Origin of the sequence: Amycolatopsis sp. NPDC059657 (genome assembly GCF_042734395.1) — a bacterium.
GTDB lineage: Bacteria > Actinomycetota > Actinomycetes > Mycobacteriales > Pseudonocardiaceae > Amycolatopsis.
In genome coordinates, this window is sequence record NZ_JBHWEB010000194.1 from 1 (window position 1) to 12,288 (window position 12,288).

The following is a 12,288-nucleotide window of genomic DNA, read 5'->3' on the forward strand; positions in this document are numbered from 1 at the left end:
AGATCAGTACGCTATCAACCACTGACCAGCCAGAAACTGTCCGGAAAGTCCTGACACACATCTGTCTGTGAAGTCCTGAAACAGGACAGCCGGTTAGAACCGGCCATACCACTCACGAGCCTTTTAGCCGCCGTTCGACGGGCGGTAGGCCGGGGCTGCGGCCATGGCGCGTGCCGTCGCGGGCGGAGCCAGCTTGTCGACCGCGTCGAAGAACGCGCGGCCCATGACGGCGCGGGCTTCGACGGCCGGGTGCGTGGCGCCGAAGTTGTCCGGGTCCTCCTGGCCGTGCGCGAAGATCGAGTACGTCAGCACCGGCTTGCCCGCGGTGTCGAAGATGATCCCGGCCTCGTTGCGGCCGTCGTTGAACCAGCCCGCCTTCGTGGCGACCCTGCCGCGCTCGGCCGAGGACATCGTCCGGCGGATGCCGTCGGTGAACGCGGCCTGCGAGCGCAGGATGTTCAGCAGGTAGTCACCGGAGGCCTTCGACAGCAGCGTCCCGCCGACCAGCGCCTGCAGCAGATCGTGCGTCTCACGCGGGGTGGTCTGGCCGAGGAAGAACCGGTTCGGGTTCGCCACCGGCTTGACCTGGGTCTTCGGGAAACCCTTCGCGACCAGGATCTCATTGATCTCCTTGGCGGGCGCGACGAGACCACAGAGCCGCACGCAGGTGTCGTCGGAGACGGTCAGCAGCAGCGCCAGCACGTGGCCGAGGGTGACCGAGCTCGGGTACGCGCCGTCGAGGCCGAAGATCCCGTCGCCTCCCGCGACGATGATGTCGGCAGGCACGTCGACGCGCTGGTCGAGCTTCAGCAGCCCACGGTCCACTTTGTCCAGTACCGCGGTGGCGACCGCGATCTTGTTGACGCTGTAGGCCTCCACCAGCTCGTCGGCCTTGTCCTCCACTTCGGTGGAGCCCGCGACGCTGATGAAGGAGTTCCACGTGCCGCCGGCGCGCGACGACTGCCTTTCGTAAACCCGGCGGACCCGCTTCTGCGGTGAAGCGGTCTCGGTTTCCGCGAGTGCCGGCGTGGCGGTCGCGAGCACAGCGGCCGTCGCGGCGCCCAGTCCCAAAAGGACCCGGCGGTTCACCTGTTCTGCCACAACAATCCCCAATCGATCACAGTGTGAAGACCGAACCGGGCGCCGCGTAGGCGATCGGTCCGGTGTAGACGGTCGATGCCTGCGCCTCGGCCTCGAGAGGCGTCAGCGACGGCCCGACATGGGTCAGTACGAGCCGTCCGGTGCCCGCAGCGGCGCGCCCTGCGTCAAGCGGCGTCAGATGCACTGGGGACTGCTCCGCGCTATCTGCCTCGCACAGGAACAGGTCGGCTCCGTCCGCGATCTTAGCCAGACCCTGACACGGTCCGGTGTCACCCGAGTAAGCCAGCACCTTCGTGCCGTCGAAAACACGCAGCCCGAAGGCAGGGAAGCCATGTGCCACAGCGTGACTGGTCAGTTGCAGTCTGCCGATACAGGCCTGGTGACCGTCATGCAGCTCGTGCACCTCGAAGGCCTCTTCGACCGGCGCGCGCTGCGTGTTGGTCAGGAAATCGGCCAGCCTCGCGGCGATGCCGGGCGGTCCGTAGAGCGGGATCGGGCCTGGCGGCTCAAGGTCCGCGAACAGCAGTGCATACAGCGCGACGAGCAGATCCGCTGAATGGTCGGCGTGCATATGGGAGATCCAGATCGCGTCGAGTTCGTCGATCGCGGTGTACTGCTGCAGCGCGGCCAGTGTGCCGGGCCCGGCGTCCAGCCAGATGGTCGTCTCGCCGTGTGCCACCAGGTAACCGGAGCAGGGATTGTCGGGCCGCGGATACGGGGTCGAACTGCCCAGGACGGTCAGGCTGATGGTCATATGGCACCCTAGGGCACCGTGAGCAAGGAACTGATCGGAATTCTGCTGCTGGCGCTGGCCGGTTTCCTCATCGGCGGCGTGTACGCCACCTGGAAATCCGTCAAGCTGATGGCGATACTGCTCGGCGTGGCCGCACTGGTGGCCGCCGGCGGCGCCGTCGCGTGGTTCATGAGCTCGTGAGCGTTGCGGGCGGTTCTAACCGTCGGCAACACTCACGACCCTTTTAGACAGACGCGAGTTCGCGGTCCTCGTCGAGCTTCTTGGTGAGCTGCTCACCCTCGACGTCGACGTTCGGCAGCACCTTGTCGAGCCAGCGCGGCAGCCACCAGGCGCCCTTGCCCAGCAGCGACATCACCGCGGGCACGATCGTCATCCGGATCACGAAGGCGTCCACCGCCACCCCGAACGCCAGCGCGAAGCCGATCGACTGGATGAGCGAAGACTCGGCCAGAATGAAGCCGGCGAACACGCTGATCATGATCAGCGCCGCCGCCACGACCACCCGCGAGCCATGCCGGAAGCCGGTGACCATGGCCTCCTGCGGCTCGGCGCCGTGCACGTGCTCCTCGCGCATCCGCGTCACCAGGAAGACCTGGTAGTCCATCGCGAGGCCGAACAGCACGCCGATCAGCAGGATCGGCAGCATGCTCATGATCGGGCCGGTCGACTCGACGCCGAGCAGGTCGTTCAGCCAGCCCCACTGGAACACCGCGACCACGGCGCCGAACGTCGCGACCACCGAGCCGAGGAAGCCGAGCGTCGCCTTCAGCGGCACGATGACCGAACGGAACACCAGCATCAGCAACAGGAACGCGAGGCCGACGATCAACGCGAGGTAGGGGAGCATCGCGTCGGAGAGCTTCTCCGAGACGTCGATGTTGGCCGCGGTCTGCCCGGTGACGGCGATGCTCGCGCCGGTTTCGGACTTCAGCGACGCGCCCTGGGCGCGGATGTCGGCGACCAGATCCTCGGTCTGCTTGCTGCTCGGGCCGCTCTTCGGGATGACGGTCAGTAGTGCCGTGTCACCCACCTGGTTGACGCCGGTCGGTTTGACGAACGCGACGTCGTTCAGCGCGCTCAGCTTGGCGACGACCTGTGGCACCGCCTGCGGGTTCGGCATGTCGACGACGACCAGCAGCGGGCCGTTCGCGCCTTCGCCGAAGCTCTTGCTGACGATCTCGTAGGCGCGGTGCTGGGTGGACTCGGGCGCGGCCGTGCTGTCGTTCGGCAGGCCGAGCTGCATGTCCGTGACCGGGATCGCGACGATCGCGAGACCGGCGACAGCGGCGATCAGCACCGGCCAGCGGCGCTTCGCGACGAACCTGGCCCAGCGCTCGCCGTAGGTGGCCTTCGCGGACTCGTGGTCCTTGCCGGGCTTGATGCGGTTCCTCGCGAAACCGAGGATCGCCGGCAGCAGGGTCAGCGCGATGATCACGGAGATGGCCACGGTGATCGCGGCGGCGACGCCCATCTCGCCGAGGAACGGGATGCCGACGACGGTCAGCCCGGCCAGCGCGATGATCACGGTCAATCCGGCGAACACGACCGCGCTGCCCGCGGTGCCCGCGGCGCGTCCGGCGGCCTCTTCTGGCGTGCGGCCGATGGCGAGTTCATGCCGATAGCGCGACACGATGAAGAGCGCGTAGTCGATCCCGACGGCCAGTCCGATCATCAGCGCGAGCACCGGGGTGTTGTTGTTGAGGTCCAGGAATCCGGACGCGGTGGTGATGCCCGCCATCCCGATGCCGACGCCGACGAGCGCGGTGAGCAGCGGGATCCCGGCGGCGATCAGCGACCCGAAGGTGATGACCAGCACGAGCGCCGCGACGGCGACGCCGAGTCCTTCGGTGGCGTTGGTGACCGGCTGGGTCTGCACGGCGTCACCGCCGAACTCGACCTGCAGCCCGGCCTGCTCGCCGACCTTCGCGGCCGACTTCAGCGCGGTGCGGTCCTCGTCGGTCAGTTCGAAGGCCTTCTCCTTGTAGCTGACCTGCGCGAGCGCGACGCGCTGGTCGGGGGAGATGGACTTCATCTGGAACGGGTCGGCGACGTTGACGACCTTCGGCGCGGTCTTCAGCTGCGCGACCACGCGCTCGACGGCGGCCTGGTTGGCCGGGGTGGTGACGGTCTGGCCAGGCGCCGCGGCGATGACGACGCGAGCGGTCGCGCCACCGGCGGCGGCCTGCGGGAACTTCTCGGCGAGCTGGTCGATCGCCTTCTGCGACTCGGTGCCGGGGATGGTCACGGAGTTCGTGAGCTGCCCGGACAGTGTCACGGCGCCCAGGCCGAGGCCGAGCAGCACGGCGGCCCACAGCATGGCGACGAGCGCTCGCCTGCGGAACGCGAACCGGCCGAGCCGGTAGAGGAAGGTGGCCACTGTGGGTGACTCCTTGGAAGAGGTCTCAGTCGATCAGGTGACACTGAAGCTAGCCGATCGGCAAGGGGAGTCACAAGCCGATCGGCAAGTATGTGACTAGCCGCACGGCTAGGCCAGTGCTAGCCGATCGGCTAGGGAGTCGGCTTGTCGATCGGCCAGATGGCGGCGTACAGTCCGACTGAATCGAGGAGGACCGATGGCGGCCGGAACGGCTGAAATCCGTGAGGACACCAGGACACGGCTGTTGACCACAGCTTTGCGCTTGTTCACCGAGCACGGTGTCGAGGGAACTTCGCTGCAGATGATCGCCGACGCGCTCGGTGTCACCAAAGCGGCGGTGTACTACCACTTCAAGGCCAAGGACGAGATCACCGAAGCGGTCGCCGAACCGGGCATGCGCGAACTCGCCGTGCTCGTCCAAGAAGGGCTCAAGATCCGCCGCCGCGGCGCGCAGATCGACTACGTCCTCGAAGGTTTCGTCGACCTGGTGGTCCGGCATCGGGCTCTGGTCGCGTTGTTCTCCAGCGACCCCGGCATCGCCCGGGCGCTCGAACGCGGCTTCCACACCTCGGTCGACATGAAGGAAGGCCTGATCACGCTCTTCGTCGGCGAGGACCCGGACGTGTCGGGCGTCATCACCGCCCACGTCCTGCTCGCCGGCCTCGCGCTGACCGGCGGCGCCCCCGCACTCGCCGCCCTCGACGACGAAACCCTGCGCGCCTCCCTCCTCGAGGTGGGCCGCAAACTCCTCGGCCGCCGCGCCCGCCGCATCTGCTGACCACAGAACGCGGACACGCGTGCAGGAATCGCGGACACGCGTGCACAGAGAGCAAGTTACCCGCGAAGATCCACTTGCTCTCTGTGCACGCGAGCTTGCTTTCCCTGCACGCTGGCTTGCGTTCTGTGCGCGTCAGGCGAAGGTGAGGTAGGCGGGCGGGACCGCCTGGGTGAGCCAGACGCCGTTGGCGCTGAGCTGGAATTTGTGGCCTGCCAGGTGCATGGCGGCCGCGTCGACGCTGAGGATGACCGGCTTGCCGCGGCGGGCGCCGACCGAGACGGCGGTGTCCGTCGTCGCCGAGAGGTGGACGGCGTGGCGGGCGCCCGGCTTGAGGCCGTCGCGCATGATCGAGCCGAGGAACCGGGCGACCGTGCCGTGGTAGAGCACGGCGGGCGGGACCGCGTCGGGGAGCGCGAGGTCGACCGAGACGCTGTGGCCTTGGCTCGCACGGATACGGGTGCCGGTCTCGTCGAAGGCGAAGCGGCGTTTGTCGTTGTTCGCCACGACCTCGTCCAGTTCGGCGCGGGTGAGCGGGAAGCCGTGGGAGGCCAGCGCGCGCAGCAGGACGTCGACGGAAACCCAGCCCTGCGGGTCGAGGGAAATGCCGATCAGGTCCGGCTCGTGCCGAAGGTGGAACGAGAGTTTCTTGGAGACACGTTTGAGGTCTTTCATAACGGGCTCATGGTCGCACCCTGGCGCAACTCAAATTCCGCCCTCGACCGCGGGTCGCAGCTTCACGGCGCCGGAACCGAAGCGGGCCATCTGGTCGTCCGAGTTGTAGAGACCGCAACTGCGCAGTGACAGGCAACCGCAGCCGATGCAGCCGGTCAGCCGGTCGCGAAGGCGTTGCAGCGCGTCGATGCGGGCGTCGAGTTCGTCCTGCCAGCCCTTGGACAGCCGCGCCCAGTCGGCTTTCGTCGGCGCGTGGTCGGTCGGGAGTGTCGACAGCGCGGCGCTGATGTCCTCGAGTGTCAGCCCGACGCGTTGCGCGGCGCGGATGAACGCGATCCGGCGCAGCACCGAGCGGGCGTAGCGGCGCTGGTTGCCCGCCGTCCGTTCGGAGCCGATCAGGCCTTTGTCCTCGTAGAACCGCAACGCGGTGTGCGGCACGCCGCTGCGGTCGGACACCTGTCCGATGGTCAGGTGGTCGGCAAGCTTGGTCACCTCGCCAGGCTATCCTTGACTTCGAGTTTGGTCGAGGTTGCAGCCTGGGTCCATGACCACCGCCACTGAACTCGACCGGCTCATGTCGCTGATGACCGGCGACGAGAAACACGACGCGGCCGCGACGTCCACTTTGGACGTACTGTGGACGCTCTACGACCGGGTGCTCGGCCGGAACGACCGTTTCTTCCTGTCCAAGGGACACGGCCCGATGGCATTCTACGCGGTCTTGACCGCCAAGGGTTTCCTCGACGAGTCCGAGCTGAAGACCTGGGGCCGCGCCGATTCCCGGCTCGGCTACCACCCCGACCGCACGCGGGTGCCCGGCGCCGAGATCTCCAGCGGCTCGCTCGGGCACGGGCTGCCGCTCGCCGTCGGCACCGTCTTCGGCCTCGACGCCCGAAAGCTGCCGGGTGACATCGTCGTGCTCGTCGGTGACGCCGAGCTCGACGAGGGCTCCAACGCCGAAGCCATCGCCGTCGCCGGGCGCGAGGGCATGGAACGGCTCACCGTCGTCGTCATCGACAACTCGTCCGCCACGCACGGCTGGCCAGGCGGCATCGCGAGCCGGTTCGCCGTCGAAGGCTGGGAAACCCGCACCGTCGACGGCCGCGACCACGACGCGCTGCACCACGCCTTCACCGAAGCGCACCCCGGACGCCCGCTCGCGGTCGTCGCCGTCGTCGAACCGAAAGGCTGACCAGCCATGGACATGCGCCAGACTTTCCTCTCCACAATGGACGAAGTGCTCGACGTCGACCCGAGGGTCGCGCTCGTCATGGCCGACATCTCCGCGGCCTCCATGAACGACGCCAAGGCTCGCCATCCGGACCGGGTCATCAACGTCGGCATCCGCGAGCAATTGCTGATCAGCGTCGCGGGCGGGCTCGCGCTCGCCGGGATGCGCCCGGTCGCGCACACGTTCTCGTCGTTCCTGGTCGAGCGGCCGTTCGAGCAGGTGAAACTCGACCTCGGCCACCAGGGCGTCGGCGCGGTACTGGTGTCCTCGGGCGCCTCCTACGACATGCCGTTCGCGGGCCGCACGCACCAGGCGCCGGGCGACGTCGCGCTCATCGACAGCCTGCCGGGCTGGACCATCCACGTGCCGGGGCACCCCGACGAGGCGCGGCGCCTGCTCCTCGAATCACTGCCCGGTGACGGCAATGTCTACCTGCGGTTGTCCGCGCAGGAGAACGCCGAAGCCCATCTCGGCGCCGGTGTCCAGATCATCAAGTGGGGCAACGACGGCGTCGTGCTCGCGGTCGGCCCGATGCTCGACCGGGTGATGGCCGCGACGGAAGGCCAGAACGTCACGGTGCTCTACACCTCGACCATCCGGCCTTTCGACGCAGCGGGGCTGCGCACCGCGGTGTGGGATTCCACGCCGAACGTGCTGATCGTCGAGCCGTACCTCGCCGGGACGTCGGCGCACGCCGTGTCCGCGGCGCTGGAAGACATTCCGCACCGGCTGCGTTCACTCGGCGTCCGGCGCGACATCGAGGTCCGCACCTACGGTGACACCGGCGATCACGATCTCGCGCACGGGCTCGACGAGGCGTCGATCGCCATACAGGTCAAGGAGTTCCTGGCCGGGTAGTGTCGTCGACGTGACCGCAGAGATACGCCCGCTCGCGCTGGCCGTGATCCGCAGAGGCGACGACATCCTGGTCTTCGAAGGCCACGACGAGATCAAGAACGAGACGTTCTACCGCCCGCTCGGCGGCGGCATCGAGTTCGGCGAGCGGGCGGCCGAGGCGCTCCGCCGCGAGTTCCGTGAAGAACTCGCGGCCGAGCTGACCGGTATCGAGCAGATCGGCGTGCTGGAGAACATCTTCACCAACGACGGCAGCCCAGGGCACGAGATCGTCTTCCTGTTCGGCGCCGAGTTCGCCGACCGGTCCTGGCTCACCCGCGAGGACCTCGGCACCATCATCGACGATCCGGGGACGCATGTGTTCTGGCGTCCGCTGGCCGAATTCCTGGCAGGCGAAGCGATTCTCTACCCGCACGGCCTGGCCGAGCTGCTAGCCGACTCGTGAAAGCCGCAGCGAACCCGTCTCCGAACCGCTGAAGTCGAACCGCACGAACACTTTCTCGCCTTCCCTGACCGGCAGCCGGGGAAACGTGTTCTCCACGTCGAGCGTCTCGAAGCAGACCGAGTCCTTGTCGAAATCCTCCACCGGATCACTGATCGTCACGGTGACCAGCGGCGGGATCTCCGCGGGGAAATCGGCGCCGAGCGGGCGCAGGAGCAGCACGTTGCCGGAGTCGAGCATGGTCGCGTTCGCCGCGGGCCCGTGCCGCTTCCACACGGGCCCGTAGTAGAACGCCTCCAACGCGGCCTTGCGCGCCTCCATGCTTTCGAACCCGCGCACCCAGACGAAACGGTCCGGGTCGTCGAGGTCGCGGAAACGTCCGGGCAGCCGGATGCCGAGTGCCTCCTGGCTCTCGACGAACTCCCGCTCGAAGAGCTCGATCAGCTCATCACGGCGGCCCGGACGCAGGGTGTACTGACGCACTTCCACGACATTCATGCCGCGAAGCTAGCCAGTCTCCACTGACATCCTGTGTCAGCGGAAAGCGGCGAGTCCCGTCACGGACTGGCCGAGCGAGAGCGCGTGCATCTCTTCGGTGCCCTCGTAGGTGAGCACGGTTTCGAGGTTCGCCATGTGCCGCATCACCGGGTATTCCAGCGAAATCCCGTTGGCGCCGAGCATCCCGCGCGCGGTGCGGGCGACCTCGATGGCGGACCGGACGTTCGCCATCTTCCCGAAACTGACGTGGTTGTGGTGCAGCTTGCCCGCGTCCTTGAGCTTGCCGATCTGCAGCGCGACCAGCCCGGCCCGGTTGACCTCGACCACCAGGTCGGCGAGCTTGCGCTGGGTCAGCTGGAAGCCGGCCAGCGGCTTGCCGAACTGCTCACGGCTGAGCGTGTACTCCAGCGCCGACTCGTAGCACGAGCGTGCCGCGCCGACGACGCCGTAGAGGATGCCGTAGCGGGCCTCGTTCAGGCAGGACAGCGGCCCGCGCAGGCCCCTGACCTCGGGGAACGCGGCCGACTCCGGCAGTCGGACGCCGTCGAGGACGAGCTCGGCGGTCAGCGACGCGCGCAGCGAGAGCTTGTGCTTGACCTCGTTCGCGGTGAAGCCCGGCGTGGATGTCGGGACGACGAAGCCGCGGATGCCGTCGTCGGTCTGCGCCCAGACCACCGCGACCTGCGCGACCGGGCCGTTGGTGATCCACATCTTGGTGCCGGTGAGCACCCAGTCCTTGCCGTCGCGGACCGCGCGCGTGCGCATCGAACCGGGGTCGCTGCCCGCGTCCGGCTCGGTCAGCCCGAAACAGCCCAGCGCCTCGCCCGCGGCCATGCGGGGGAGCCACTCCTGCTTCTGCTCCTCGGAACCCCACTTGTAGATCGCGTACATCGCGAGCGAGCCCTGCACCGAGACGAAGCTGCGCAGCCCCGAGTCGACGGCTTCGAGCTCGCGGCAGGCGATGCCGTACGCGACCGCGCTGGTGCCCGCGCAGCCGTAGCCCTCCAGGTGCATGCCCAGCAGCCCGAGCTGGCCGAAGCTCTTCGCCAGCTCGGCGGCGGGGAGCGCGCCGGACTCGTACCACTGGGCGACATTCGGCAGGAGCTGGTCGTTCGCGAAGGCACGCACCGCGTCGCGCATGTCGCGTTCTTCGCCACTCAGCTCGGCGTCGAGGTCCAGGAAGTCGTGGGCATCCGGTTTCGTCATCGTCTTGCTCCCGTGCGCATCGTTGAGCCGTCGGCGATCGACTCTACGGAACGCCCGGTGGTGCGGGGACCGAAGAGCGCCACGTCGACTATGAGAATCATCATGGCCGCGGCCACTACCGCGAACATCGCGCCAGCGCCCTTACCGGTCAGTACCGGGAGCAGGATGAACGGCATCGCGGCCGTCGCCAGCCGCGAGAGCGAATACGCCGAGCCCGCCGCGGTCGCGCGCAACCCGGTCGGGAACAGCTCGCCCTGGTAGGTGTGGAAGGCGTTGGAGAAGACGTTCGACAGCAAGGTGTAACAGAAGCCGAACGTGATGATCGCCGCCGACGTCGTCGCGTAGCCGAACGCCAGCCCGAACCCGGCCATGCCCGCCGCGCTGCCGATGATGAGCCATTTGCGTTGCACGCGTTCGATAATCGGAATCGACAATGCCGAGCCGAGCGGATAACCGAGAAACGTCAACGCCACATAGGTGAGCGACGTGCTGAGGTGGAACCCCTTCGCCGCCAGCACGATCGGGACGAGTGAGCCGAAGCCGTAATAGCCGAATGCTTGCAGTGCTTGGAAAACATAAAGCATCGCGGTGCGTTTGAGCCAAGGCGGGCGGAAGAGTGCGCTTGCCGGCGTTTTGGCTGGCACAGTGGGCTCGGATGGTGCTTCCGGTGTGATTTCCGGCGTTTCTCTTTCGAAGCGGCGGACGATGGCGTCGGCTTCGGCGAACCTGCCCTGGCTGACGAGCCAGCGCGGCGATTCCGGCAAACCCGTGCGCAGCACCAAGACCACGACCGCGCCGAGCCCGCCGATCACGAACAGCCAGCGCCAGCCGTCGGCGTACTCGGCGAGCCAGCGTGCGAGGAAGCCTGCGGCGGGCACGCCGCAGAAGCCGATCGTGTAAGCCCAGGCCGTCGCGCGGCCGCGGTGTTTCGCCGGCAGGAGATCGGCGAGGTAGGCGTCGGCCAGCGGAAGTTCCGCGCCGATGCCGATGCCCGCGAGGAACCGGCAGGCGACCAGCATCCAGACTTCCGTGCTGAAAGCGCCTAAAAGCGTGAAAACCGAATACAGGCCGAGGGTGAGCAGGAACGCCGTGCGCCTGCCGACCCGGTCGGCCAGCCTGCCGAGGCCGACGGCGCCGACGAACGCGCCGAGGAAGGCCGACGCGAGCAACAGCTTCAAGTCACCTGGTGAGACGGCGAATTGCCGGGTCAGCACCGTGCTGATCGTCCCGGCGAGAAACAGGTCATAAAGGTCGAAAAAGGTCGCCACCCCGACCAGCGCGACGACATAACGGTGGCGACGCGTCACCGGTAGCCGGTCCAGGCGCTCCGAAATCATCATGGTCAAGATCGTTCCACCGAACGGCGGTCATCGAAACCGGTGGGCCGATGCGAGAATTCCCCCGCCGCCGCCGCGAAAACGCTTTCTCGAGGAGTTCATGCGCATGCGTGTGACGGTAAGAATCACCGCGATATTGGCGGCCATGCTCGCGTTCAGCGGGACCGCTTCGGCCGCCTCCATCGGCGGCTGGCGGCAGACCGGCCATGCCACGGTGGACATCAAGTTCAGCAACGAGGGCATCGCCACGCTGCGCCTGCCGGGCGAGCCGCCGGAGCTGGTGTACCGCGGCAGCGGTGCGATCCCGCAGGCGCAGCTGGACAAGGGCTGGGGCCATGTCGGCGACGTCGACTCGCATCGCGGGTACCTCGTGGACGCGTACCAGAACACCCGCGACGTGCCGGCGCCGAACAAGATGTTCCTGGTCACGACGCCCGCCGGGCAGACCTACGAGTACGTACACAAGCTGACGCCGGAGGAGCCGCCCGCCAACGCGAACTCCGCCGTGGCCATCACGCCGGACGGCCGCTGGCTGGTCGCGGCGGCGCTGGGTGAGCTGGACCGGCTGTTCGTGTTCCCGGCGCCGCTGACCGGGACCGGCGGCTCGCTCGAGCTGAGCGGGCACGTCACGCTGGACACCAAGATCCGCAACGCGCAGGGCTGTGACTTCGTGTCCGAGCGGAAGCTGCTCTGCGCCACCTCGGACCCGTATAACGACTTGTACCCGACCTCGTTCCAGCTGCTGGAGATCGACTTGGCCAGGCCGGTGCGGGGCCACGACGTCCGCGCCCACGTGCGCTCGCTCGGCCAGGTGCCGCTGGTGAGCACGTGCCCCGGCCTGTTCGTCACCGAGGGCGTCGACTACGACGCGCCGACCGGCGAACTCCGCGTCGAGGTGGTCGCGCCGAGCCCGTGCAACACGGTGACCGACGTCTACACCTTCCGCAGGTCATAACGGGTCGTGCGGGGGGGGGGGTGGGGGGGGTGGGCACGCCAGGACGCCACGCCAAGGAAATAGTGTAGAAGTATGTATATTT

General features: G+C 67.8%; 14 protein-coding genes. 6 read left to right on the top strand and 8 right to left on the bottom strand.

The window, feature by feature from the left end; all coding sequences use genetic code 11:
* Positions 1-123: 123 nt before the first annotated feature.
* Positions 124-1,101: a serine hydrolase gene (locus tag ACFV15_RS46090; RefSeq protein ID WP_378359576.1), complete on the bottom strand. Its 978-nt coding sequence runs from the start codon at positions 1,099-1,101 to the stop codon at positions 124-126.
* Between the two features lie 16 nt (positions 1,102-1,117).
* On the bottom strand, positions 1,118-1,855 hold the full coding sequence (locus ACFV15_RS46095; RefSeq protein WP_378359578.1) for an MBL fold metallo-hydrolase: 738 nt from the start codon (positions 1,853-1,855) through the stop codon (positions 1,118-1,120).
* Positions 1,856-1,873: 18 nt separating this feature from the next.
* Here ACFV15_RS46095 and ACFV15_RS46100 point away from each other — a divergent pair, with 18 nt between their 5' ends.
* The gene (locus ACFV15_RS46100; protein WP_378359580.1) at positions 1,874-2,035 is read left to right on the top strand and encodes a hypothetical protein; all 162 of its coding nucleotides are present in this window, start codon (positions 1,874-1,876) and stop codon (positions 2,033-2,035) included.
* Positions 2,036-2,078: 43 nt separating this feature from the next.
* Here ACFV15_RS46100 and ACFV15_RS46105 read toward each other — a convergent pair whose 3' ends face one another.
* Positions 2,079-4,232, bottom strand: a complete 2,154-nt coding sequence (locus ACFV15_RS46105; protein WP_378359582.1) for an MMPL family transporter — start codon at positions 4,230-4,232, stop codon at positions 2,079-2,081.
* 196 nt (positions 4,233-4,428) lie between these two features.
* Between ACFV15_RS46105 and ACFV15_RS46110 the strand changes: the two genes are divergently transcribed.
* Positions 4,429-5,010 (top strand): TetR/AcrR family transcriptional regulator, encoded by a 582-nt coding sequence (locus tag ACFV15_RS46110; RefSeq protein ID WP_378359584.1) that lies wholly within the window; start codon positions 4,429-4,431, stop codon positions 5,008-5,010.
* Positions 5,011-5,142: 132 nt separating this feature from the next.
* On the opposite strand, the gene ACFV15_RS46115 is transcribed toward ACFV15_RS46110, so the two are convergent.
* Positions 5,143-5,682 (bottom strand): RNA 2'-phosphotransferase, encoded by a 540-nt coding sequence (locus ACFV15_RS46115; protein WP_378359586.1) that lies wholly within the window; start codon positions 5,680-5,682, stop codon positions 5,143-5,145.
* Positions 5,683-5,712: 30 nt separating this feature from the next.
* Positions 5,713-6,174 (bottom strand): redox-sensitive transcriptional activator SoxR, encoded by a 462-nt coding sequence (gene soxR, locus ACFV15_RS46120; RefSeq protein ID WP_378359587.1) that lies wholly within the window; start codon positions 6,172-6,174, stop codon positions 5,713-5,715.
* 52 nt (positions 6,175-6,226) lie between these two features.
* On the opposite strand from soxR, the gene ACFV15_RS46125 reads away from it, so the two are divergent.
* Genes ACFV15_RS46125 through ACFV15_RS46135 form a run of 3 tightly spaced genes read left to right on the top strand, consistent with a single transcriptional unit; the run spans position 6,227 to position 8,213 of the window.
* Positions 6,227-6,874 carry a transketolase gene (locus ACFV15_RS46125; protein ID WP_378359588.1) on the top strand — a complete coding sequence of 216 codons (648 nt, stop codon included), beginning with the start codon at positions 6,227-6,229 and terminating at the stop codon, positions 6,872-6,874.
* A 6-nt stretch (positions 6,875-6,880) separates the two neighbouring features.
* On the top strand, positions 6,881-7,771 hold the full coding sequence (locus ACFV15_RS46130) for a transketolase family protein (RefSeq protein WP_378359590.1): 891 nt from the start codon (positions 6,881-6,883) through the stop codon (positions 7,769-7,771).
* A gap of 10 nt (positions 7,772-7,781) precedes the next feature.
* Positions 7,782-8,213, top strand: a complete 432-nt coding sequence (locus ACFV15_RS46135) for an NUDIX hydrolase (RefSeq protein WP_378359592.1) — start codon at positions 7,782-7,784, stop codon at positions 8,211-8,213.
* Here ACFV15_RS46135 and ACFV15_RS46140 read toward each other — a convergent pair.
* Genes ACFV15_RS46140 through ACFV15_RS46150 form a run of 3 tightly spaced genes read right to left on the bottom strand, consistent with a single transcriptional unit; the run spans position 8,199 to position 11,254 of the window.
* The gene (locus ACFV15_RS46140) at positions 8,199-8,708 is read right to left on the bottom strand and encodes an NIPSNAP family protein (protein ID WP_378359594.1); all 510 of its coding nucleotides are present in this window, start codon (positions 8,706-8,708) and stop codon (positions 8,199-8,201) included. The genes ACFV15_RS46135 and ACFV15_RS46140 overlap by 15 nt on opposite strands.
* A 36-nt stretch (positions 8,709-8,744) precedes the next feature.
* On the bottom strand, positions 8,745-9,914 hold the full coding sequence (locus ACFV15_RS46145; protein WP_378359596.1) for an acyl-CoA dehydrogenase family protein: 1,170 nt from the start codon (positions 9,912-9,914) through the stop codon (positions 8,745-8,747).
* Positions 9,911-11,254, bottom strand: a complete 1,344-nt coding sequence (locus ACFV15_RS46150; protein ID WP_378359597.1) for an MFS transporter — start codon at positions 11,252-11,254, stop codon at positions 9,911-9,913. Before ACFV15_RS46150 ends, ACFV15_RS46145 begins: the two co-directional genes overlap by 4 nt.
* 103 nt (positions 11,255-11,357) lie before the next feature.
* Here ACFV15_RS46150 and ACFV15_RS46155 point away from each other — a divergent pair, with 103 nt between their 5' ends.
* Positions 11,358-12,206, top strand: a complete 849-nt coding sequence (locus ACFV15_RS46155) for a hypothetical protein (RefSeq protein ID WP_378359599.1) — start codon at positions 11,358-11,360, stop codon at positions 12,204-12,206.
* Positions 12,207-12,288: the final 82 nt, after the last annotated feature.

Excerpts from the sequence above, each read along its gene's own strand:
- ACFV15_RS46095 (WP_378359578.1), bottom strand. The coding sequence starts at position 1,855 with ATGACCATCAGCCTGACCGTCCTGGGCAGTTCGACCCCGTATCCGCGG.
- ACFV15_RS46110 (WP_378359584.1), top strand. The coding sequence starts at position 4,429 with ATGGCGGCCGGAACGGCTGAAATCCGTGAGGACACCAGGACACGGCTG.
- ACFV15_RS46115 (WP_378359586.1), bottom strand. The coding sequence starts at position 5,682 with ATGAAAGACCTCAAACGTGTCTCCAAGAAACTCTCGTTCCACCTTCGG.
- ACFV15_RS46125 (WP_378359588.1), top strand. The coding sequence starts at position 6,227 with ATGACCACCGCCACTGAACTCGACCGGCTCATGTCGCTGATGACCGGC.
- ACFV15_RS46130 (WP_378359590.1), top strand. The coding sequence starts at position 6,881 with ATGGACATGCGCCAGACTTTCCTCTCCACAATGGACGAAGTGCTCGAC.
- ACFV15_RS46140 (WP_378359594.1), bottom strand. The coding sequence starts at position 8,708 with ATGAATGTCGTGGAAGTGCGTCAGTACACCCTGCGTCCGGGCCGCCGT.
- ACFV15_RS46145 (WP_378359596.1), bottom strand. The coding sequence starts at position 9,914 with ATGACGAAACCGGATGCCCACGACTTCCTGGACCTCGACGCCGAGCTG.
- ACFV15_RS46150 (WP_378359597.1), bottom strand. The coding sequence starts at position 11,254 with ATGATGATTTCGGAGCGCCTGGACCGGCTACCGGTGACGCGTCGCCAC.
- ACFV15_RS46155 (WP_378359599.1), top strand. The coding sequence starts at position 11,358 with ATGCGTGTGACGGTAAGAATCACCGCGATATTGGCGGCCATGCTCGCG.